We start from the raw sequence: 22711 nt of genomic DNA, 5'->3' as shown, positions 1-22711 counted from the left end.
TTGGGGATGTTGTCCTTGGCTGCTTTGGCGACCAACGCAGCTAGCAGAAGGCCCGCAGAACGCATCAAGGTTGAGGCTGGACGCCGTGTCGGGGTAGGGGACTACTTCGAGAAGGGATTACGAGAAGGTCCCACCTCGCCTCGCCGATGGCGCCTGTTAGGGCCCGTCGTCCACCCGGTCCCCCGGTCGGAACTGGCAGTCACGGACAACTGCCACATCGCATCACGGAACATTCACGATCCCGCCGTTCCGAGGACTGGGCGACGGAAGCCGCTCGCCGTCACCGTCCGATCGACTTGTCTAGTCAATTGCCCGGCACTCGGTTCGGGCAGAGAAGGGACGAGGAGAGCGATGAGTTCCATCAGGCGCTCGTGGCGGCCCCGGCTGCTCGCCGTCGCCGCCGCGACGGCAGTGGTCGTAGGTGGCGGCGCCGTCGCCGCCCAGGCCACGACAGACAAGCCCACGTTCGAGTTGCTCAACGAGTCGGCTCAGCTCGAGTTCGCACCCGAGAAGACCGCTGCGGTCGGCAAGGCCTACAGCATTCCCGAAGCCAGCGCCGTCGAGGACGGCGCCGCTCTGGACAAGAGCGGATTCGTGGTGACCGTGACCTCCCCCGACGGGGTCACCTCAGAGATCTCGCCGAGCGGATCCGGTGACGACCGGAACTATGAATTCACCCCGCAGCGCCCCGGCGACTACACCCTCACCTACTCGGCGGTAGGCGACGCGGGCGCCGTGGACACCCAGGAGTTCCCGGTGGTCGCCGGTGACGAGGCCGAGGTCCAGCAGGCACGGACGACCGCGGCGCGGCCATCGACGGCTGGGCGGCCGCCCAGGATCACCTTCGGTGCGCTGGGTGACATCCATAACCAGTGGCGCGACCTGGACAAGGCCTTCGACCTGTTCCACGCCGAGAAGATGGACGCCGCCCTGTTCGTCGGCGACCTGACGAACAACGCCACCGCCGGAGAGTACGCCGGTCTCAAGGAGGTGCTCGACCGCCGCCTCGACGAGAACGGCGACGGCACCGACGACATCGACCTCGTCGCGGCGCTCGGCAACCACGACATCGGCGGCAGCATGGCGGGCTACGACCTGTTCACCCAAGCGACGGGTGGCCAGCGTCCCAACGCCGACTACACGATCAACGGCTACCACTTCATCACAGTCTCCCCGGGTGCCGGCGAATTCGACGAGGCGACCGGCCGGCCGACCCAGCCGAACACCGGCAACTACGCCTACGCGCGGGACTGGCTCCAGTCGCGTCTGGCCGCCGACACGGCCGAGAACCCCGACCGCCCCGTGTTCGTGCTGGTGCACCACCCGCTCCGGTGCACGCACTACGTGTCGAACGAGTGGTACGGCGCTGGTCTGTCGACCGGCTGCGGTGACACCTTCAAGTCGGTCTTCGACGCCTACCCGCAGGCGGTGGTGTGGGGTGGCCACATCCACACCCCCAACAACATCTCCACCTCGATCTGGCAGGACGGTGGGTTCACGACCGTGAACGCGCCGCCACTGGCCTACTTCGAGATGGAGAGCGGCGTCGACAACGACACGACTCCGAACGACGCGGGCGACAACGCACAGACCTCCATCGTCGAGGTCAACGGCAGCGTCGTGACGGTCAAGAACTACGACCTGCAGGCCGGCCAATGGATCGACCAGACCTGGAAGTGGGACGTCAAGACGGCGGTCAAGAACCCGCAGAAGAACTTCCCGTTCACCAACCGCCGTGCCGCCGCCACCAAGGGCCCGCTGTGGCCGAAGGGATCCGCGGTCACCGTCAGTGACATCCGGGCCGACGCGGCCCAGGTGTCGTTCCGCCAGGCCCTGCCGGCGCCCAACAACGTGCAGGACATCGTGCACATCTACCGCTACGAGGTCGTCGACAAGACCATCGGGGCGAAGGTCGCGGACTTCAAACAGTGGTCCGGCTTCTACATCCTGCCGCTGCCGCCGGCCCGCGGCCACGCCATCACCGGGCTGACCCCGAACACTGAGTACGAAGTCCGCATCACCCCGCACAACACCTGGGGCAAGGCGGGCAAGCCGATCACCACGACCTTCACGACGAGCGCCGGCTGACAACAGTTCGAAGAGACCACGGGACGGCAACCCCAGACCTCGGGTCCGCGAGCGCAGCTCGCCGGCCGGGACCTCCTTACGACCGACGGTGTGTCCGGGGGTCCTGCTCGACGTGGTCACCTGTGTCCGTCCGGCGCGTCGCTGCCGGCGCGTCGGACGGACCCTTCGCGTGAGATTCACCAAGCGGTCACTGCGACGTGCCGGTACCTGGCTAGCGTGCCCACCGACCCACGAGGCCCCCACCCGAGGATGCGATGACTGTTTCGTTCTGGCGCCGCCTTCTCGCGGTCGCGATCCTGGCGATCTGCGCCCTGGCGACGATGGGCCTGCCCGCGGCAGCGCACGGCTTCACATCCGCGGTCTACGTCGAGCTGACCGAACCGGCCGATGGTGTGGTCAGGGCGGAGGTCGAGCTCGAGTACGTCCTGCTGGTCATCTCAGCCGCGAAGGCTGAAGACGATCCCGAGCTGGAGCGCGAGGCGAAGGCGACGTTCCGGACGTCCGGTGCCGACGTCGGGGTGCTCGACACCCACGCGGAGACCGTGCTCGCGTACGTCCGCAACGGGTTCGGCGTCGCCCTCGGCGGCGAGGACTGCTCGCCGTCACAGGTGGGCGACTTCCGGGCTAGCGAGCGCGATGGTGTCCCCCATACCATCGTCGTGCTGGACTTCTCCTGCCCGGCGTCCTCGGACAGTGCGGCCGCGTACGAGGTCACGAGCGAGCTGTTCCCCAAGAACGAGGGATTCGTGGGAAGCACCGACACGATCCTCGAGTACGACCTGCACGGCAGCGCCGGGAACGCCGTCCTCACCGCCGACGACCCGACATTCGTCAGCGACAAGGCCTCGTCCGCGCGGCTGGGGGAGTTCTTCGTGCTGGGAGTCGAGCACCTGCTCTTCGGCATCGACCACATCCTGTTCCTTCTCGCGCTCATCGTCGGGTCCAGGCGGCTGCGCGACATTCTGCTGGCCGCGAGCGCATTCACCGCCGCGCACTCCTTGACGTTCATCCTCGCAGGCCTCGGTGTCGTCTCGGTGCCGGCCGCGATCGTCGAGCCGGTCATCGCATTGTCGATCTCGGCTGCTGCCGGTTGGCACGTGTGGGGCGCCTGGCGTAGCAGGGCGCAGCAGCCGCCCCGTACTGGGAACGCTGCATCTCTCGCAGCAACGGCTGCCAATTTGAGGGACGACAGCCCGGCATCGGGGAGCACCGCGACGCTCACGTCACCGGTGAAGACAGCTGCTCGGACAGCCGCCGACGGTCCCGTGCGCCGTCGAGTCACATCGGCCGAGTTGGCCCGGCTCGGTGTCGTCTTCGCCTTCGGCCTGATCCACGGCCTCGGATTCGCTGGCGCGCTCGGAATCGACGAGCCGTTCTCGTGGGCACTGCTCAGCTCCCTGCTGGTGTTCAACGTCGGTATCGAGCTGGTGCAGCTCGCGATCATCGTGGTGGTCTTCCCGCTTCTCCTGCTTCTGCGTCGGCGCCTACCGCCGATCGGTCTGTGGCTGGGGGTCGTCGTGGCTGCGGGAGTCGCGGTTGTCGGGCTGTTCTGGTTCGTGCAACGTCTCTTCGGTCTCGGGTGATGTGATGTCTGAGGCGCTCCCGCGGCCGGACCACGTGGCAGGCGTCTGGCGGGCGTCACCTCGGTTCCGTGCGGTTGCTTCGGCGATCGAGGTGCGTATCCGCGCGGGGGAGTACCCGATCGGGACCGTGCTGCCGAGTGTGGCCTCGCTCGCGCGCGAGTTTGGGGTCGCCCGGGGCACCGTGGAGCGCGCCCTCGCCCGGTTGGAGAACGAGAGCCGACTCGTGTCGCCCCTTGGGCGACGCTGGTACGTCCATGCCGCGACGCGCTCGCAGAGCCTGAGCGTCGTACGCTCCTTCGGTCAGTGGGCGCTGGCCTCCGGTATGACGCCGTCGGGTCGGTTCGTCGAGGTCGCCCGGGGGCGAGCCACGGGCGTGGAGGCGCGCGAGCTCGGCGGCCGGCGGGGCGATCCAGTCCTGCGGGTGGTGCGGGTGCGTGCCCTTGACAGGGTGCCTGTGATGGTCGAGCACACGACGTTCCCCAGCTGGCTCGCAGCCACCATCGAGTCGCTACCCGTCGACGCACGGTCGATCATGGAGGTCGTCGAGCGAGAGCACCGCGTGCCTCTCGGACACGCCGAACACCGCATCGAGGCAATCGCGGCGTCGGCGATGGACGGTCGTCTGCTTGGGGTCTCCCGCGGGACGCCCGTGCTGCGTGTGCTGCGTACTGTGCGCTTCGTCGACGGCCGCGCCTTCGAGTACAGCGACGACCGCTACCTCCCCGGTATGGTGTCGTTCTCTCAGGTAACGACCTCGCCCTCGCCTGCCGGCTGAAGCCGGAGCGGTGACCGCATGTTTGGGATCGCGGCCCGGGAAACGACTCCGCGGCACCAACTCCAGCGTGACCAAGGCCTGTCGCGGGAAGCTGTACAGCTCGCGCCAGTGACGAACGGGGCGGTCTCCAGGTAGACCACCGCCGCCCAATCGTCCAGGCGTCGCACTCCGATACGGCTTCCCGTGCCGGCTGAGCAGCGTGTAGCGGCCGCAGGTGTCGTACGAAGGGGCGTTGGCGAAACGGCGATGGTGAGGCGAAGCCGAAGGTGTCCACGGGGCTGCAGGTAAAGAGGAAGCCAGGGTGCGTTCACCTGCGTGTGCTGTCCGGCGTTGTCGCCGTCGAGGATGGTGGCGTGGTCGATGTGATGCTCGCCGAAGGCCCCGGCTTGCAGGACAATGTCGCGGCCGGTGGTGGTCGAGCAGTTGACCAGGTGCAGCGTCGCCGTTGACGCTCGACCTGGGCCACGAGCGCGGCGACGTCGGCGGGCAGTCCTGGTCGGCTGGCGACCGGGTCGTGGTAGCGCACGCTCGCGTGCTGCAGCCCTCCGTGGTAGAGGTGCACCGGCGCGCCCCACATGAGCTGGACGAGTCCATCGACAAAGATGGGTTCCTGTTCTGCCAGTGGTGGATGTCCCAGCGGGTTGGGTCGCCGTTGGCACGAATGCGTAGCGGCTGCCCGAGGCGCTGCTGTCGCTGACCGGTAGCCGCCGGCCTGAAGACAGGTAGAGCCCGGGTGATGACCGTAAGGGGGCACCACCATGGCTGGACCGACACGAATGAGTTGGCGCCGCTTGTCCACGACGTCGTGCTGGCTTCGGCGGTCAGTACAGTAGCCTCGTCCACGTCCGCCTACGAGGCCAGTCATGACCTTCCGCCGGTCATGGTCCTCGCAGCGAGTTCAGCTGGCGCAAAGCCATCTCTCGACTGGTGCGAACTGCGCTTGGTCCGCTATCGCACCGAGCCGTCCGGCAGAGCCGAAATCCGTTATTCAAGGGGCTGGAGTTCCAATGTGACGCCGCCCATGCCAGCATCGAGTGGCTAGTCGTTGCAACGAACGCCGGTCACGCGGGGCGATGGCTACGCATGGATCCCTGGCGTCGGTGCGCTCGGCACGACCTACGGTGTTGGGGAACTGAGCGCGATCAACGCCGTTGCTGACTTCTGTGCGGAAATGTTCCGGTTGCCTTGCCGATGTGCCCACCATGCCGGTTCCCGGCCGAGGTTCACCGCACTCTGGGCTACGGCGAACAGGTGCTCCTCCGGGCCAGGAGGAACTCGAGGCGTTCGGGCCTGGTGCACAACGCGGCGACTGCGTCGTTGAAGGTGTGTAGACCATTCACCGTCATAGGCAGGCCGCTTCGCCGATCGACATCACGAGCCAAGCATGTTTCGTCGATCGAGGGACCGCTCAAGGGGGGCAAATGGCAGGGTTGCGGTACGAGGCAGACAACACTGCGCTTCTTGTGATCGACCCATACAACGACTTCATTTCCGACGGAGGGAAAGTGTGGAATAGGCTGCAGCGGGTGGCCGAAGGAAACAATTGCGTGCCGCACATGCTGCAGGTTCTCAATGCTTCACGAATGGCGAAGCTTCGCGTCGTCTATGCGCTGCATCGCCGCTACCGTGCAGGCGACTATGAGGACTGGATGTCCATTGCACCCGTGCAGAAGGCGGCTTGGTCGCATAGGACCTTCGAATACGGCACGTGGGGTGGCGAGATCCGTGCCGAGTTCACGCCTAAACCAGGAGAGACCGTTGCGACCGAGCACTGGTGTTCCAGTGGCTTTGCCAACACCGATCTGGACCTGCAGCTCAAAAGGCACGGTATCCAGCGGCTCATAGTCATCGGGCTCATCGCCCACACCTGTGTCGAGGCTACGGTGCGTTTTGCTGCTGAGCTTGGCTACGAAGTCACGATGGTACGAGACGCAACAGCCGACTATTCAGATGTAGAGATGCACGCTGCTCTCGACATCAATATACCGAATTATGCAAATGCTATCGCGAATACGGCGGAGGTCATCGAGTCTTTCACATGTCACTAGTGTCCCTCGCCTTTAATTCGTTTACAAATGGCTGTGATGCTGTCGAGGATCTCGTCTGCGGTTTTGTCGCAGCAGTGCTGAAGCAGGCAGCACGCACCGCCCGCATCCACTGCCCCTCGGTTCCAGAGCACGTCCATTGCCACATGCTGCGCAAGACCAAGGCCATGGACCTCTATCAGCAGGGCATCCCCTTGCCGATCATCATGAGGCTCCTCGGCCACGAGAACACCTCGACCACGACAGCGTTCTACGCCTTCGCCACTGTCGACATGATGCGTGCAGCCGTCAACGCCGCCACCCCAGCGATCAATTCCCCGCCCACCCAACGACTGACCAAGGACCGGATCCAAGCCCTCTACAGCCTCCGATAACACGGGTTCGTTAAGCCGAGGAATCAATCAACGAACCCCACCAGCACAGGCGAAACTACGGTTCCTCGGCTTAACGCAAGACTCGGCATAATCGCTGTTAACCGGATATCCGGTTAACTCCGACCAGGGTTCGGAGTACACCGGAGGTGTGTTCGCCACGGCGTGCGCCCGCGGCGGTGTCACGCAGTCGATGGGGCGTACCGGTTCGGCGTTGGACAATGCGGTGGCCGAGGCGTTCAACTCGACCCTGGAGTTCGAGTGTTTCCGCGCTCACCCTCGGTTTACTAGCCGGGAACAGGCCCGCCAGGTGGTGGCGGCCTGGATCGATGAGTACAACAACGACAGGCGCCACTCAACGTGCGGAATGGTGTCTCCGGTCGCCTACGAGTTGGCCCACAGGCCGAAAACCGCCGCGGGCAGGGCGGGCGAGATGAAACCAGATCAACACGTCGAGGCGGCTCCGCCGCCGCCATCTGTCCGGGTCGCCGCGTCGGGGCGCCGCGCAGGATACGGGGCCGCCTCTCCGGCCTCAAGGGTGCGAACGCATCGCGCTTCGCGCGACGGGCCTGACGGCCCGCCCTTGACCCCGGAGCCTCCGCGGCCCCTCACGCGTACAGCCAAGGGCAGGCCAAGCCTGCCTCGCCCAACGCGCCGCGCCCCCGGCCACCGCAACATCAAACCGTCCACGGTTCCAGGGGATGGACGGAGTGTCGCTGTGACTGTTCTGCTCCGAGGGTGCTCGGACGTTCGTGGCGGTAGTGCTCGGGGGATTGTGCGTGGTTTCGGCGGCATTCTGCGGTGGGCTCGACGTGCGGGCGGGGGGGCGGTGCCGACCTGCTCAGACGCGTATCCGGACGTTGTGCGGGTTGGGCGGATTCTGCGGCGGACATGGCGGCCCATGTTTCCGCCGACTGGCGGGTCCGGCAGTGGGTGGTTGGGATCATCAGGGGCGTGTAGTGGCGGGGCCGGCAATCCGTAGGTGAGGTGACTCCGTGAGCGCGGCACCTTAGTAGCCGGCATCGACAACCCCAGTGCTGTCTGGTTCGCCGGGACTGTCCACCTCTTCGTTTGGCGGCCCGGATGTCCGCCGTACACCATCTCGCCCGGCGGGTGCACGTGGGTGGACTGCCCGTCCGCGCCGCCGGGACTCCCGCCAAAGACCCGGCCGCCCGGCGGGCCAACGTCCCTTCGCCGGACACGATGGCCAGGTCGATGCTTGGGGGATGAGACGTCTCGCGATGTCCACCGTGCTCTCGGTCGCCCTGCTCGCGACGTCGCCGTTCCTCGCCGGCCAGGCTTCCGCCGACGCACCGGCCAGTGCGGCGCCCGACCCACCGGTCGTCGTCAGTGAGGCGTTCGAACCAGCCAACTCCGGGGCCAGCGCCCTGACGTACAACCATCGCCTCGTTCCGGTCGGCGCCCGCGCCACGGTCGTCTCGGTCGCCTCGCAGCGCGGTACGGCGACCCTGCTCGCCATCAACGGCCTCGTCCCCGACCGCCACTACGGCGCCCACGTCCACATGAACCGGTGCGGCCCCGCACCCGACGACTCCGGCTCACACACGCAGTGGCACCCGGACCCGGTCCAGCCGTCGGTCAATCCCAAGTACGCCAACCCGCACAACGAGATCTGGCTCGACTTCACCACCGACCGCCTCGGCAGCGCGGTCGCGGCCAGCGAGGTGACGTGGCCGGTCAACCAGAAGATGGCCCGGTCGGTGGTGATCCACGAGCACGGCACCAGTACGGCGCCCGGCCACGCCGGCGAGGCCGGACCCCGGGTCGCCTGCATCGACGTCGACTTCGCACGCACAGGCGGACAGATTCTCGGCCACCCGATGCAGTAACGCGCCAGCCGCGCCGTCACGTGTTCCCACAGCCACGAAGCCGACCAGCTGGAATGATCGGCGCCATGATCGGCCGAATGCGTCATGTGGTCATCGACTGCCCCGCCACGTGCAGGACGCGGTAGCGGAAGGTGTTGATCTCGACTCGGGCCAGGTCGGTGCCGGTGAAGCAGATCAGCTTGGTCCAGCAGACCAGATCGCCCGCGCATACTAAGCCGGTCAGAAGTAGGTCAACTGGTTTGGGTTTCAGGTGGTGATGTAGCTCAGATGCGGGTCGGCGAAGAAGCCTCGGACCAGGCGGGGAAGGTTTTGCAGGCGTCGGAGGGCTGCGATGGTTGGCTTCGAGGTCTTCTTGGCTGGTGACGCCGATCTTGCCGATGCGGTCGTGTTTGACGTTCTTCCAGACCCATTCGTCGGGGTTGAGTTCGGCTGAGTAGTCGGGCAGGAAGAAGAGTTGGAGTTGGCCGTTGGTTGAGGCGACGAATTCTTTAACCATCTTGGCTCGGTGGGATGGGTGTCCGTCGACGATCAGATAGACCGGGCCGGTGGTGTCGTGCATGAGGCGTTTACAGAAGTCGATGAACACGGCGGCGTTGACGGTGCCTTCGTGGACGGTGAATTTCAGCGCTCCCTGTGGGGTCACCGCCGACAGCATGTTCACTGAGTGTCGGGCGCCGGTGTTCTTCACAATCGGTGTCTGCCCGACTGGTGCCCATGTGGTATCGGCGTGGTAGTCGGATCGGATGCCCGCCTCGTCGGCGAAGTAGATGGTGCCACCCGCGGCTTCGGCGTCGGCGCGGATCGCCGGGTAGATCTCGGTCTTCCACTTCTGGACCGCCGCCGGGTTCTGCTGGTACGCCCGACGCGGCGGCCGCTGCGGTGACAGGCCCAACTTGCGTAAGCAGCACCCGAGACCGCCTGAGCGCTTGCCCTTATGTCGGCGGATGCGTTTACGTTCGCCGCATGACGAAGGAACCCAAGTCCACGTTTGGGATGAACCCAGCCTTGGAGCGAGCAGCCAGCAAGGTTGCCCAGCAGAGGATGCAGGCTGCCGTCGACCAGGTGTTTGCTAGTCATGCATGTCGACCGATCGAGGAGGTCCGGCCGGCTCTCGCCGCAGCGTTCGCCAGGCACGGGTTGAACGACCCGCCCGACGGGCTCGTCGACGGTTTCGCTGGTCATTGCGGCTGTGTCATGACAACTGTGTAAGCCTCGGATGGGCCACTTCCTGGACGATCTGCTCGATCTCCTGGTCGGGATCGGCCGCCCGGAGCAGGCCGAGAAACGTCATCTCACCGGTGCCGCTGCGTTTGCCGCGGACGAGCTGGCCACCGATGACGATGCCGGCGCCGGTCCGCTCGCCGGCGACGAGGACGACGACGTCGTCCGCATCGGAGGCAATCCCCTGCCAACGTTCGCTGATCGCCGCAAGGTTCGCGTCGTTCTCGACGACGACCGGACAGCCGAGGGTGCGCGCGAGCGTCGCGGCCAGGGGCAGGTCGCTCCAGCCTGTTGAGCGCGGTGCAGTAGGTGACGCTGCCAGTGTCGAGGTCGACGATGCCAGGCGTGCCGACTCCGACCGCGAGCGGTCGCTTTCCAGCCAAGGCTGGTCGCTCCAGCAGCTCGGTCACGGCACGGCCGACGGCCCCGAGCCGACGTGCCCGGCTCAGGTCGGGGCCGAGCACGCGCCCGGTGCGTTCCACGATCGACCCGGCGAGGTCGGTAGCCACGATCTCCAGCCGACGGGCGCCGATATCGATACCGAGGACGAGCCCGGCCTCCGGACGGAACCTAATCCGTCGACGCGGGCGCCCGCGCCCGCGGGCCCCGGTCTCCTGCTCGGCCGCGACCTCGGCAACCAGCCCGCGCCGTAGCAGCTGACCGAGGACCGCATCGAGCGTCACGCGGGACGGCCCGGCGAGCCGGCCCAGTTCGCCGACCGACGTCGGGCCGTTGGTGCGCAGGACATCGAGCACCTTACCGGCGTTGAGCCGTCGCAGCAGTGGAGCCGTCGCCGAGGTCGGCTCTGACATGGCCACCCCTCTCTTCTCGGACTGCCAGCCGATCGCGGACACGAATTTTTCATAGATTCCTTGACTTAATCGAGGCCGCTGCCATGCTGACTTCGACATTCCCCTCTCCACTGAAGGAGGTCGAGGAGATGACCCCGTTCGTACGGCGGCTGATGGTCGCTGCGGCCACGTTCGCCGTTGCCTCGGGCGCCACCGTAACCGCGGGCGCGGACGTGCTCGATTCCCCGGTCAGCCTCGGCAAGCCGACATCCGCATCGGCTGCGACAGCGGGCCACGATCCGGCCAACGTCGTCGACGGTGACCGGACGAACGCTCGGCAATGGTCGGCACCACTCGCCTCGAACGGCAGCGCGTGGTGGCAGGTCGACCTGCAAGGCACATTCCAGATTCGGTCCACCAACGTACGGACGTACGTCGACGGGCAACGACATGCGACGTACCAGGTGCGTGGCAGTCTGAACGGCATCGACTGGTATCCGATCGGACTGAAGAACCGCCCGACCGTCGCGACCGATGCCGGTGACACGTTCGGGAGCGAGATCGCCGCGCGCTATGTGCGAGTGGACCTCTATGCCGAGTCTGGTGATGCGCAACTGACGGAAGTGTCCGTGCACGGGACACCGGTCCAGGTGCCCGATCGGGAACCGGTCGCATTCGACTGCGAGACCTCGCACCCGCTGCGGGTGGCGGGGCAGACTCAGATGCTCGACTGCGTGCTCGAGAACAGGCTGGATCGTACGGTCTCGGTCACTGATCTGTCGGCCACGACGGCTGGACTCACCGCCCCCTTGGCGCCTCGGATCAGCAAGCCCATCGACGAGATCGGGTTGCGCGCGAAGGAGAAACGTCAGGTCCGGGTGCGGCTGCTGAGCGCCGGGGAAAGCCTGGAACGTGGAGCCCACGCCGTCTACGTTCGCTCGTCGGTGAATGGTGTCACCCGTTTGATGAGTCCGACGTTCTTCCGGATCGGCGAGCGTGGAGACCTCACGACGTATCGAGTGAACCGTTCGTCGTACAAGGACTTTCCCGTCTACGCGATGGATGGTGGGCTGAGCACCGAATGGGGGGTGCAGAAAGCCGCCGAAGGTCTCACGGGCGGCCTCTCGCATTCGTGGAAGACCCGGTGTGACGGTTGCGGGCCCCGACCGGTGTGGGGTACGCCCGACTTCGTCCGTGACTCGGTGCGCTACACGGTCGATTTCTACGACTCGGCCATCGGGCGCGAAACCCCCATCGACAACGTTGTCGTCGGGCTCTTCTCCGACGGAAATCTCGAACGCTCTCTGAAAGCCGCCTGGCTACCGGCACATTTCCTGACCAACACCAACAGCATTCAGGAGATCACGGGGATCATCGATCAGGCGAACGCCGATGGCTATTCGACGACCGCCACGACAGGTGGTGACGGGTCGGTCTGCCAGTGTGCGACGTCGTGGATCAACCTGCTCCGGATGCCCCCGGAGTATCTCGAATTCCTCCGTCGGCACAAGGTAAAGAGCGTCTACTTCACCGGCGGCAACGGCACGCCGACGATGCCCGCGTACCAGGTAATCCGTCGACCCGGAGGCAGCGCGACACAATCTGAAGGAACCATCGAGCTCGTCCCCTATCTGGATCAGCTCGACAAGTTCACGACCGACTACCTCGACTGGGACAAGAGCGCTTCGCACGCCATCGCTGACTGGGAGGTGAGCTATGCGGCTTCGGCGGTGCCGGGTATGGCCGCGAACGCGAAGGCGGCTGGATTCACTGCAACTCTCGTCACCGGTGACACCCACCTGCAGATGTTCGATATCGGGACCGCGGCGACGCTCTCGTTCATGCGCAGGAATGCCTCTGCGTTCACCGACAAAGGCCGGCGACCGGCTGTGCGCGGGATCGTGCTGAACCCGTATCACATGGGCCATCCCGTCTACGAGAACTGGCTGGGATACGTGCCGCTCTATTACGTCACCTTCGGTGACACGACCGAGCACATCGTCGACTCCCGGATGCTCGGTGGCGTAGCGAGATATGTCGAGCACTACTTCGGAAAGACCGATCTGACGAAACTGCCGGTGTTGTTCGATACCGCGCGAAACTTCGGGTCGGGTTACACAGTGCCCACGATGATCCCGTACCTGAAGGAGCGTGGCTTCGGTAATGTCTGGACCCTGCCGTACGAGACTGACGAGGTCTGGGACCCGGGCGATGGGGCGCAGAGCGCGGTCGAGGCCGTTGCCGAACGCCTGACGAAGGAGACGACGGCCAAGGCCGTACGGGAATGGAACCGTCGGCTTTCACCGATCACTCAAGGGGATGTTCGCGAGCTCGGTCGGGTCGTGCCGGGCGTGAGTGTCATCGAATACTGATCCGTCCCATCCCCGGGTTGATCGTGCACTGCGCGTTCGGTGCACGATCAACCCGGGTTTTATGTGCCCGGGTCGTTTCGAACGAGGGACGCCCCGGATGCGAGTAGATCGCACACGGACGGCCCCTGTGCGAATCACTTCGGGTCGATACCGAACAAGACGGTCTGCGGCCGGTCGCTCGTATTCCGCAGATCTGCACCCAGGACGCGACGCTCTTTGTCGCCGTCGGCGTAGATCGTGGCAGCGATGACAATGGACTCTGCAGCGTGATCGCCGAGTGGGAGGGATGGGTCGGGCTGATGGCGTGTGTGGTCAGCGGCGGTCATCTTGCGGATGCCTTCGCAGTGCACAAGTTCGAACCTTCGACAAGTCCGATCCTCCAACACGCAAGGGCATCCGCCCCTCACGCCACGCTCACCCAGCCACACCCATCGGTGGATCCGGGCTAAGCTCCCTCACGGTTCAGCTGAGCTTGCCGACGTGGTGGCCGGCAGAGCCAGGCGGCGCCAGCCGCCATTGGTCGTTGAGCGCGTCGCCGAAGTCTGCAGAGACGAGCGGCGTACCAGGGTCGATAAGTGCGCCGCTGACTGCGGCGGCCTTGCCGCTGAGCCGCGACTGCAGCTTGACGTAGCCGGAGTCGGTTGGCAGTACGTGCCAGCGTTGGCTACCGGTGTTCGTGGTGACCGTGTTTTGCACGATGGGCACTCCGCTCTGGGCGTATCTTCCGTTGAGGTCGAGGTACCCGCTGGTGGCCACTAGTCGTCGTTCGGCTGGCCAAGGTGGCCCTCGAGACTGAAGATCATCCGCCGGGACATGTTCAGCTGCGACAAGTGCGGCGGTTCTGGAAGAAGTCCGCGGAGGGTCGGCTGGGACCTTCGAGGACCTCGAGGTGATCCGCGTGGAGGACGGCATGTCGACCACGAGGTTCTGCCAGAGGTCTTTCGACATGCCCGAGCGGACTCGGCGGCGCTGGCAGTAAAGGAGACGCGCCGGTCGGCCCTCGAAGGGGCCGTGGTCGCGGCCAGCGCGGTCGGTAGCGGCGGAGCTGGCGGTCAGGCATGCGCTGGCCATCCGGCGTGGGGTCATCGCAAGGTGTGGGCGATGGTGCGGCATGAGGGCCATGTCGTGTCTGAGGCCACGATTCTGCGGCTGCTTCGCGACGAGGGGCTGCTGATCCTGCCAGCCGAGTACCAGCGGGAACGCCGCAAGCTGGCCGAGTGTCGTAATGCCGCGTCGCGACCAGGCCCACCAGGCCGAACCAGGTCTGGCAGTTGGCCTTTTCGGAGTTCGAGACCACCTGCGGCGGGACCTGGCGGCTAGCGGGCTGCCAGGATTACTGGTCGAAGTACGAGCACCCGTTCCACATCTCACCCACGGCGAACCAGCATGACGCCATCGCCGCGGTGGCTTGCCCTGGCCGACTTCGAGGCCCTGTTCGGACATCCGCTCGCCGACCTGTGCGAGGTCGACACGCAGACGGGCCAGATCAAGGCGGCCTTGACGATCGTGACCGACAACGGTGGACCGTTCCGGTCGTTTCGGTTCGCGTCGTTCGTCGTCTCTCACCCCGAGCTGACACACGTGCGGACCCGGGTGAAGTCGCCGGGCCAGAACGGGTCACGCGAACGCAGGTTCGGCACCCTGAAATACGAGCGGCTGTTCATCGACGAGATCGACGACGCTGTCATGCTCGCCAAGCACGCTGCCGAAGGAAGTACACCTCGGCCTGGCCGACCCCACTATCCCCACATTTCAAACCAAGGAAATCCTGCCAACTTCTTGACGCGGGACATCTACAGCCGTTCGTTTGTGATTGTAGTTGGCCGGGTTGGGTCACGTTTACGCATTCGTTGCCGTCTTCTGCTTGAGTCTCTGCAGTTGGTGGATCTTCGCCGCTGAGGCATTCATGGATCCCGCGGAGCTCAACGTCCGCCGCACGCAGGGACCTCGCCCCCGGCGGCTAGGCGCCTACTGACCGCGCTAACCCCGAGAGAGCGGAGAGAAGTTGTGAGGATTACCGGAATCGGCCGAGCGGCCGGAGCGCTGCTGTTCGCACTGTCCCTGGCGGCGCCGGCCACGGCCATCGCCGCTGGCAGCCCGACCCACGACGTCGACGTGATCGCGCACCGCGGTTCGTCCGCCATCGCGCCGGAGAACACCGAGGCAGCCGTCAAGGTGGCAATCAAGCAACGTGCGGACTTTGTGGAGATCGACGTCCAGCGCACCAAGGACGGTCACCTGGTGAACTTCCACGACTGCACCATGGTGCGCACCACCGACGTCGAGGAACGCTTTCCGGGCCGGCTGTCCTACCGCGTCTCCGACTTCACCTGGGCCGAGATCCGCACCCTCGACGCCGGGTCGTGGTTCCACGAGAGCTACGCGGGCGAGCCGATCATCTCGGTACGTGACCTCATCCGCCAGATCGACGGGAAGATCGGCCTGCTCGCCGAGATCAGCCCGTGCGGCCACTACGAAGGACTGGCGGAAGACTTCGCGGCCGAGCTACGGTCCTTGCCGAGGTACGTCGACGAGGCGCTCGCCGACAGCCAGCTTGCAGTGCAGTCGTTCAAGGTCGACGACGCCAAGGCGTTCCACGCACAGCTGCCCGACGTACCGATCGGCATCCTCAACGCCAACCGCCCGACCGACGCCGAGCTGGTCGCCCTCAGCGCGTGGGCGGACCAGGTCAACCTCCAGTGGACGGTCACCGACGAGGCAATGGTGACCCGCATCCACCAGCTCGGCATGGAAACCAACGCATGGACAGTAAACGAAGCAGGACCCATGCGTAACCTGATCAAGCTCGGCGTCGACGGGATCATCACCGACATCCCGCAGTCACTGACACAACGCTGAGGGGCGCGACCACCGTGTCAGGTTCAGGCTGAATCGAACTACTAACGCCGCGTAAGAGCGGTGCCCAGCCTGAAAGGGGCATTGCCCCGACGGCCATTTCTGGTACTCCCGGCGTCTGTGGGGTTCCCCGAATCCGTCAAGGCTTTGGAAAAAGGCTCTGGTGCCGCCACGACCGCCACCGCGAAGCGGCTTGCTCGACGCCATCGCCGGCACCGACGATGAGCCGGCGATGGGGGAGGTGGGCAGCTGGCGATCGGACGTAGGGAAATCGAGTAACAGCGCGGCGCCCGGACCGTGCTCGAGGCCCTTGCGGAAGGACCGGATCCTCACCCAGCCAGCGCTCTCGTCAGCAAGCAGCGGTGGTAGTCCGCCGCTGTTCACTGCAACCCTCGTCCTCAGCTGAGAGTTGTAACCGAGGAGGGCCCCAGAACCCCTGTGCTGGGGCCCTCGCCCATCCGGGTACGTTGACAACGGCGTAGGTGTGGCCGAAGGCCCGATCTCGGGAGCCCACATGCCCGACCAGCCGTAAGCCAGCGAGAACCGCAAGCGCGACAAGTATGTCTCCGGCGACGCCAAACATGCACTGTCTGACTTCGAGGGCCACAACTACCCGCTACCTCCGACGTGCAGCAGGCCGCCGGGCGCGGACGTGGCCAAGCCTCATCACCTGGCACAGGCCGATCGCTGGCCCACCCGAGACGGCTACCCGCAGACTACGTCGCCGAGCGACTGGCCAAGCAAGCGTGGAAGGCCCTTGCGTCGAGGCCGAGTTTGTCGGCTCAAGCTGGCGACATCGGTCGTCTACTTGATCATGGCCGGTTACATAGAGGAGGTGGGGTGAGCGCATGACAACGCAAGATCTGATAGAGATTCTGGAACGCGCGCGCGTACGTCCGACGTACTACAGCATCGGGAAAGAGATAGACGACACTCTCTGCCTTATACGGGAGAAGCAGACCTGGACAGTGTTCCGTAGCGAGCGTGGCCAGAGATACGACGTTGTTACATTCGTCTTAGAAGACAATGCATGCGTTTACTTCCTAAAGACGATTTTTGAGCTGACAAGATTTGCATGAGTGGGTTTGGTCAACCAAGCGATTGGTCGGACCTCCAGGTGGCACATGCTCGTACTAAGTCGATCGAAAGTAGGTCGACTTTGGTCTTGTGATCTGGGACCATCAGGTCTGTGCGGGAGAACGATGGCCGAAAGCTGGATCACAAGACGTTGGAAGTGCTGCGGATTCGCGCGGTGCAACAGGTCGAGGCGGGTGCGCATCCAGAAGAGGTAGCCGCCACGTTGGGCATGCACCGGAAGACGGTGTATCGCTGGCTGGCGAATGCTCTTCGGCTCGGTCAGTGGGCAGAGCACCAGTTCCAACGCAAGCGACCTCGCCAATGCGCAGGCATCGGACTTTGAGGTGCCCGGCTCGCACCGGTTCGGCCCGGGAGTCTGTGCCAAATGCGTGCCCAAATCAGTAACGGGCTGAGCTCCGACGGTCGACGGCCGTTCTCGTAACGTCGAGTTGCTCGGCCTGTCTGCCTCACTGCACTTCCCCAAGGTACTGCTCGAGCCCTCCGTCGTTTCCTACCGCTCTCGTGGTGTCCCGGCCTGCCTTCGTCGTGCTCGGGCTGCTTGTGTCGGGCGTGCTCGTGTGGTGGTGCTTGCCCATCGGCCGAGCCACGTGTGGTTCGGCCGGGCCGGAGAGCCGGGCCGCGTTGCTCGGGATCGTTCTGGTGCTGATGTGATCGCCGGCACCAGCGTGCCCGTGCTGGAGTGGATCGCGTTCTCTCTTACTGCTGTCGTGGCGCTCATACTGCTGGCGGTGTGGACGTTTACGGTCGGACATAGCCATGTGCTGTGCTGGCTCGGAACGCTCCGGCTCGCGCTCGTTGCCTGTTCGTGCGTCTGGGCTGGTGGACGCGCTTCTGCCGCCGGACCGTGGCTTCTACCTGACCTCGGCCGTGCTGACGACGGCCGTGCTTGTGGCCTTTCCACTGTGGGCCGGCGTGGCTGCTGCGCACGGCCGCTAGAAGGCTCTCAGTGTCGACGTTCCCCTACGCGTCTACGCCAAGTGCATCGAAGGTCACGAAGGCATAGACCGCCGACGAATCGAGAGATTCATGAGCGCCGAGAACGAAGGCTGACGTCGCTCGCGTCGAGTTCATGGCAGAAGTAGCCCATGACCATGGAGATATCGACTGAACGAGGGGAACGAGGGAGGCTGCCCAGCGCCGAGCCCGAAAAGCGGAAGGTCCGCGGTTCGACCCCCGCCCCTGCCCACCATCCTGACCAGGCCAAACGGCGGAACGTAACTGCCCGCCAATGCCCGTTGATCACCCTCTTTAGACTGCCCGCCGTTGCACGTGGATCGCACGGGACAGCGGGCGGCTCTGCGTCCGACCTGACAACTCGCATACCCGTAGGAGCAGGCAGTCTGATAGCGACCTGCTCGTCCGCGCGCTGGCGTCGCGGACGCCGTTTTCCCCGTACGGCTCGCCCCTCCCGGCGCCGAACGGGTGCTACGGCTGTTCTGGCGCGAGGGCGCCTACGTGTCCGAGGCGGCCCGCGCTTCCGCGACCACCTGACCGCCGCACTGTTGGCAACTGGCAGGTAGTGACGTGCAGCGCAATCCGAACTGACCGGCAAACGCCGCGACTCGCCACGTACGGAACCAGTAAGGGGTGTGCCGGGTCAGCTGAGCTCGCTGAAGAAGGCACGTATGTCCTTGATGAGGAGTACGGGCTGTTCGAGAGAGAGGAAGTTGCCGCCGCGTTCGACTTCGGTCCAGTGGGTGATGTTGTGGTCGCGGTCGGCGAAGCGGCGGATGGCGACGTCGGTGGTGGAGGTGGCGATGACACCGGTGGGCACGGTTCCCCGGGGCTTGGGTGCGAACGCGCCCAGGTCATGTGACATCTCGTAGTAGAGGTTGGCCGAGGAGCCGGCGGTGCCGGTGAACCAGTAGAGACTGACGTTGGTCAGCAGATGGTCACGGTCGACCGCGTCCTCGGGAAGGTCGGCAGCGGCGTCGGTCCACTCCTTGAACTTCTCCACGATCCAGGCCAGTTGCCCGACCGGTGAGTCGTGCAGGCCGTAGGCGAGGGTCTGCGGCCGCGTGGACTGGATGGCGCTGAAGCCCATCTTGTCGTCGCGGAACTCCTGCAGCCGGGCCAGCCGCTGCTGCTCGATCTCGGTGAGGTCAGCGAAGTCGGCGGGGTCGTCAGAAGGGAAGGTGATCAGCCCGTTGAGATGGACGCCGATGAGGTGGTCGGACGCTTGGCGGCCCATCTCGGCGGCGATCCAGGCGCCGCCGCCGTTGCCCTGGACGCCATAGCGGTCATAGCCCAGGCGGGCCATCAACTCGACGAAGGCAGCGGCGATCTTGCCGGTGTTCCACCCGGGCCCGGTGAGCGGGCCGGAGAAGCCAACCCCCGGGGTATTGGTGACCACCAGGTGGAAGTCGGCGGAAAGCGGCTCGATGAGCTCGATGAACTGCACGAACGAGCCCGGCCAGTCGTGGATCAGCAGCAGCGGCGTCGCGTCGGCCTTGGCCGACCGCACGTGCGCGAAGTGGATGTCCTGCCCGTCGACCGTGGTCAGGAACTGCGGGAACTCGTTCAGCCGAGCCTCGGCCTTGCGCCAGTCGTACGAGCCCGCCCAGTACTCGGCCAGGCCCTTCAGGTAATCGACGGGAACCCCGCGGCTCCAACCCTGCCCGCCGATCTCCCCTGACCAGCGCGTGCGGCCGATCCTGTCCCGCAGATCATCGAGGTCAGCCTGGGGAATCTCCAGGTGGAAGCGGCGAATCTCGGCGTCGGCCACGGTGAACTTCCTTTCGTACGGCCCTGCCACGAAGCCGTCACCCGGTCGGGGGCGGCGGCGGGACCCGCCCCGAGTCTGCACAGGTCACAGCAGGGGTATCAAAGGCCACTTGCATGACGATCGTGATGGCTCGCATCACGATCGACATCGAGAGGCCAGCCCGCCTCGGCGGAGTGGGCGAGCGCCGCCTGAGCGAACGCGGGAGCCAACCGGTGACGCGCTGTCGTGTCCGGCCACATCGTGGCCACCGTCATCGGCGGGAGCCCGGTAACCGGGATCACCACCACGCCGGGAACCTTGTAGCGGTCAGGCACGGAGACAAAGGTGAGGTGACCTACCCCGTCCTCGACGACCATGCGGAGGATTTCCTCCACGTAGGTCACGCTGACCCGCCGCAGACTCATCGGCCGGCCCGCCGGAGTAACCCGCGGAGTCCATCCGTCCGCGTACCCCGGCGGAACCCCGATCGCGTAGATCACCTCGTGGTCGGCCAACTCCTCGGCGTCGATCGTCGATCGGCCGGCCAGCGGATGGTCTGCCGCCAGCACGACCGCGCGCCGCTCCCGCCAGATCACCGGACCCACCTCAAGTCCTGGGACCCCAAGCTGTGCCGGTTCCCCCGGCATCCAGGTCACCACGACGTCCACGATCCAGTCCCGATCCAGCCAGCTCAGCATGTCAGCGGTCGGATGCGCGGACGGGACCACCCGGCATCCCTGGTAACGCCGCTCGAAGGCGGCCGCCAGGTCTGCCGCCATGGACCCCGGAAGCGTGTTCGCGAAACCGACCCGCAGGATCTCCCTGTGGCTGCTGGCCCAGGCGCCCACGTCAGCCAGCGCCCGCTCGATCCGCACTGTCGCCGGACGGACCTCCGCGAAGAGGTACTCGCCCTGCGGGGTGAGCGCTACCCGGCGGCTCGTCCGCTCGAACAGCGGCGCCTTCACCCGCCGCTCCAGGCGCTTCACCAGGAAACTCACGCGCGAAGTCGACAACCCCAGCCGCTCGGCAGCTCGCCCGAAGTGCATTTCCTCGGCGACCGTCAGGAACGCCTCGATCTCACGCATGTCCGCCATACGGCTCCGACCTCACGCTCAAGCTAGGAAATGGACCACATCTCGGTCAGGCTCGACAAACCACCGGCAATACCTTGCGATCTCCCTGTTGGGGCGCTGGCCGGTGGCCTGGCAGGGCGCGTGTGGCGATCTCGACTGTCGCGCCGCAGGCGTTCACCACTGTCTACCACGAGTTGTCGACCACAAGCGGTGATGACCGTACGGGCGGCAGCCGGCTGCGGAGCTGCGTGCGCTGTTTGGCGCCTCATCCCCGCTCACCAAGGACGACGTGGTAACACTTTCGCCCCAGGCCATCCTCGACAAGGAGCCCGACACCTCGATCGGTCAAGGCTTGGGGCCAGAGGTCGCTGGGCTTCTCCAGCGACAAGTCTGGGCAAGCGTCCTCGTCAGCTTGCTGATCGACCACGAGCCCGAAGGCGACGTCGGACGTGACGTGGCCACTCGGTGGGCCCACGTGGAGTGGATGGCCGATGTCGTGCGTCCGGTCCAGCGGTGCTCGGCGTGGAATGGCCAGTTCCAGGATAGGCGCGGCGTGTATATGCGGCGAAATCCGCCGGCCGTCATAGAACCCGCAGGTCAGACGGCACTTGCCGCCTTTCTGTAAACCGTCGGCTCAGCCTACGCAGGTTCGAACCCTGCACCTGCCACACCAGCCAAAACGGCACCTGACCTGCACAAACAGGTCCGGGGCCGTTCCTTGTCTTACCCGGCGGTGCCCGGCTCGTACCGGTTCGGCACGGGCGTCTGTGCCAAATGCGTGCCCAAATCCGTGGGTGGCTCCGCCGGCGGCTCGGTCAGCGGCGGCCGTGGCTAAAGCGTGGCCCGGCTGGAGTCGGAGTGCGTCCCCGAAACGCATTGGGGCAGCCGCCTCCGGCAGACCGTCACCAACGTCCAGCCCTCATACAGCTAGGGCCTGGCCGACGTTCACACCTCGTCGCCTTCGACCAGTGCGAGCACTCGGGCCGGGCTGCCGGAGCCCCGTACGATTCGTAACGGCGCGGCGACCAGCACGGCGCCCTGCGGCGGCAACAGAGCGAGGTTCCGCAGCTGGGTCAGCCCGTACTTGCCCGCCCCATGCATGAACGTGTGGCACGGAAACATCGGCTCGAAACCGGCGGCTGCTCCGGCGTCGGTGCCCACCGTCTCGACCCCGAACCCGATCACCGGCGACTCCTCGGCGAGCCACCGGGCGCACTCCACGGACGGACCGGGAGTGTGCGGGCCCGTCCCGTCGGCGTTCAGGAATGCCTCCTGCGAAGCCGAGCGGGCGTCCCAGCCGGTCCGCAGCAGGAGCCAACCGCCCTCGGGCAGTGGGCCGTGCTCGCCCTCCCATGCCTTGATCTGGTCGACTTTCAGGAGGAAGTCGGGATCCTCGGCGGCCTCGGTCGAGAAGTCGAGGACTGCCGCGGGCGCGACCAGCCGGGAGGCAGGCACCGAGGCCACATCATCTGAATCCCGGCCGGTCACCCAGTGGTTGGGCGCGTCGAAGTGTGTGCCGGTGTGCTCTCCGGTGCGGAAGTTGTTCCAGTACCACGCCGGCCCACGATCGTCGTACGCGCTGATCTCCTCCAACTCGAAGGTCGCGGTCTGCCCGAACTGCTCCGGCAGCCGGAGAATAGGCGTGTCCGAGGAGAGCGGCGCGGTTAGGTCAATGACCTTGACGGACCCGGACGCCATGGCGGCGGTGAGGGCGGCAAGGGGTGTCATGAGTTCCTCCTGTGCCGAGCTTCGCTGGCTTTGGCATCGTGCCATTCGTCGCCGGCGGCGGTTGACATTACGCACGTTCTCGACCTACTACCTCTACCACTCCCCGGTGCTACCTGTAGCCACGCGAATTGTGGGCGTTTCAGGGCAGCTGCTCTG

At 65.7% G+C, this 22711-nt stretch carries 20 protein-coding genes and 1 pseudogene; 15 read left to right on the top strand and 6 right to left on the bottom strand.

The genetic code is table 11. The features are described 5' to 3' along the window. Positions 1-351: 351 nt before the first annotated feature. The 8 genes from B141_RS0134105 (at position 352) to B141_RS0134070 (ending at position 8712) form a co-directional block, all read left to right on the top strand. Positions 352-2088, top strand: a complete 1737-nt coding sequence (locus tag B141_RS0134105; RefSeq protein WP_020579671.1) for a metallophosphoesterase — start codon at positions 352-354, stop codon at positions 2086-2088. A 254-nt stretch (positions 2089-2342) separates the two neighbouring features. Then, the gene (locus B141_RS0134100) at positions 2343-3671 is read left to right on the top strand and encodes a HupE/UreJ family protein (RefSeq protein ID WP_020579670.1); all 1329 of its coding nucleotides are present in this window, start codon (positions 2343-2345) and stop codon (positions 3669-3671) included. 4 nt (positions 3672-3675) lie between these two features. Beyond that, positions 3676-4446 (top strand): GntR family transcriptional regulator, encoded by a 771-nt coding sequence (locus B141_RS0134095; protein WP_020579669.1) that lies wholly within the window; start codon positions 3676-3678, stop codon positions 4444-4446. A 1421-nt stretch (positions 4447-5867) separates the two neighbouring features. After that, positions 5868-6494, top strand: a complete 627-nt coding sequence (locus B141_RS0134080) for a cysteine hydrolase family protein (RefSeq protein WP_020579666.1) — start codon at positions 5868-5870, stop codon at positions 6492-6494. Beyond that, positions 6494-6865 (top strand): tyrosine-type recombinase/integrase, encoded by a 372-nt coding sequence (locus B141_RS0134075; RefSeq protein WP_237742879.1) that lies wholly within the window; start codon positions 6494-6496, stop codon positions 6863-6865. The genes B141_RS0134080 and B141_RS0134075 overlap by 1 nt, the downstream gene beginning before the upstream one ends. 148 nt (positions 6866-7013) lie before the next feature. Beyond that, on the top strand, positions 7014-7844 hold the full coding sequence (locus B141_RS53095; RefSeq protein ID WP_157181492.1) for an integrase core domain-containing protein: 831 nt from the start codon (positions 7014-7016) through the stop codon (positions 7842-7844). A gap of 101 nt (positions 7845-7945) precedes the next feature. After that, a complete protein-coding gene (locus B141_RS51930) occupies positions 7946-8092 on the top strand; it encodes a hypothetical protein (protein WP_237742878.1) in 147 nt (48 codons plus the stop codon). Beyond that, positions 8089-8712: a hypothetical protein gene (locus B141_RS0134070; RefSeq protein ID WP_063828699.1), complete on the top strand. Its 624-nt coding sequence runs from the start codon at positions 8089-8091 to the stop codon at positions 8710-8712. Before B141_RS51930 ends, B141_RS0134070 begins: the two co-directional genes overlap by 4 nt. A 349-nt stretch (positions 8713-9061) precedes the next feature. On the opposite strand, the pseudogene B141_RS51925 reads toward B141_RS0134070, so the two are convergent. Both B141_RS51925 and B141_RS53090 read right to left on the bottom strand, forming a co-directional pair. Beyond that, a pseudogene (locus B141_RS51925) lies at positions 9062-9604 on the bottom strand (IS630 family transposase); the annotation flags it as partial. Positions 9605-9904: 300 nt separating this feature from the next. Next, positions 9905-10204, bottom strand: a complete 300-nt coding sequence (locus B141_RS53090) for an ROK family protein (protein ID WP_420313617.1) — start codon at positions 10202-10204, stop codon at positions 9905-9907. On the opposite strand from B141_RS53090, the gene B141_RS51915 reads away from it, so the two are divergent. Continuing rightward, positions 10182-10586: a hypothetical protein gene (locus B141_RS51915; RefSeq protein ID WP_020579661.1), complete on the top strand. Its 405-nt coding sequence runs from the start codon at positions 10182-10184 to the stop codon at positions 10584-10586. The genes B141_RS53090 and B141_RS51915 overlap by 23 nt on opposite strands. A 287-nt stretch (positions 10587-10873) precedes the next feature. Further along, positions 10874-13096: a discoidin domain-containing protein gene (locus B141_RS0134045; RefSeq protein WP_157181491.1), complete on the top strand. Its 2223-nt coding sequence runs from the start codon at positions 10874-10876 to the stop codon at positions 13094-13096. Positions 13097-13558: 462 nt separating this feature from the next. Here B141_RS0134045 and B141_RS0134035 read toward each other — a convergent pair whose 3' ends face one another. Beyond that, complete coding sequence (locus B141_RS0134035; protein WP_020579658.1) at positions 13559-13852, bottom strand: RICIN domain-containing protein; 294 nt, start codon at positions 13850-13852, stop codon at positions 13559-13561. A gap of 57 nt (positions 13853-13909) precedes the next feature. Between B141_RS0134035 and B141_RS53085 the strand changes: the two genes are divergently transcribed. The 5 genes from B141_RS53085 (at position 13910) to B141_RS49970 (ending at position 17701) form a co-directional block, all read left to right on the top strand. Then, complete coding sequence (locus B141_RS53085) at positions 13910-14416, top strand: helix-turn-helix domain-containing protein (RefSeq protein ID WP_420313616.1); 507 nt, start codon at positions 13910-13912, stop codon at positions 14414-14416. Positions 14417-14482: 66 nt separating this feature from the next. Continuing rightward, the gene (locus B141_RS51035) at positions 14483-14995 is read left to right on the top strand and encodes a hypothetical protein (protein WP_202806017.1); all 513 of its coding nucleotides are present in this window, start codon (positions 14483-14485) and stop codon (positions 14993-14995) included. Between the two features lie 108 nt (positions 14996-15103). Beyond that, on the top strand, positions 15104-15955 hold the full coding sequence (locus B141_RS0134020; protein WP_020579656.1) for a glycerophosphodiester phosphodiesterase: 852 nt from the start codon (positions 15104-15106) through the stop codon (positions 15953-15955). Positions 15956-17141: 1186 nt separating this feature from the next. Beyond that, on the top strand, positions 17142-17372 hold the full coding sequence (locus tag B141_RS0134010; RefSeq protein WP_020579654.1) for a helix-turn-helix domain-containing protein: 231 nt from the start codon (positions 17142-17144) through the stop codon (positions 17370-17372). Positions 17373-17554: 182 nt separating this feature from the next. After that, the gene (locus B141_RS49970) at positions 17555-17701 is read left to right on the top strand and encodes a hypothetical protein (protein ID WP_157181490.1); all 147 of its coding nucleotides are present in this window, start codon (positions 17555-17557) and stop codon (positions 17699-17701) included. Positions 17702-18647: 946 nt separating this feature from the next. On the opposite strand, the gene B141_RS0133995 is transcribed toward B141_RS49970, so the two are convergent. The 3 genes from B141_RS0133995 to B141_RS0133980 all read right to left on the bottom strand — a co-directional run bounded on the left by B141_RS0133995 (position 18648) and on the right by B141_RS0133980 (position 22555). Beyond that, a complete protein-coding gene (locus B141_RS0133995; RefSeq protein ID WP_020579651.1) occupies positions 18648-19775 on the bottom strand; it encodes an epoxide hydrolase family protein in 1128 nt (375 codons plus the stop codon). A 98-nt stretch (positions 19776-19873) separates the two neighbouring features. After that, positions 19874-20848 (bottom strand): LysR family transcriptional regulator, encoded by a 975-nt coding sequence (locus tag B141_RS44255; protein ID WP_020579650.1) that lies wholly within the window; start codon positions 20846-20848, stop codon positions 19874-19876. 924 nt (positions 20849-21772) lie between these two features. Beyond that, entirely contained in the window at positions 21773-22555 is a 783-nt protein-coding gene (locus B141_RS0133980) for a cyclase family protein (protein ID WP_020577929.1), read from the bottom strand. Positions 22556-22711: the final 156 nt, after the last annotated feature.

It is taken from the genome of Actinopolymorpha alba DSM 45243 (assembly GCF_000373925.1).
In the GTDB taxonomy this organism is placed as follows: domain Bacteria; phylum Actinomycetota; class Actinomycetes; order Propionibacteriales; family Actinopolymorphaceae; genus Actinopolymorpha; species Actinopolymorpha alba.
The sequence above is the reverse complement of the archived record's forward strand: the minus strand, read 5'-3'. Positions and strand labels throughout refer to the sequence as shown.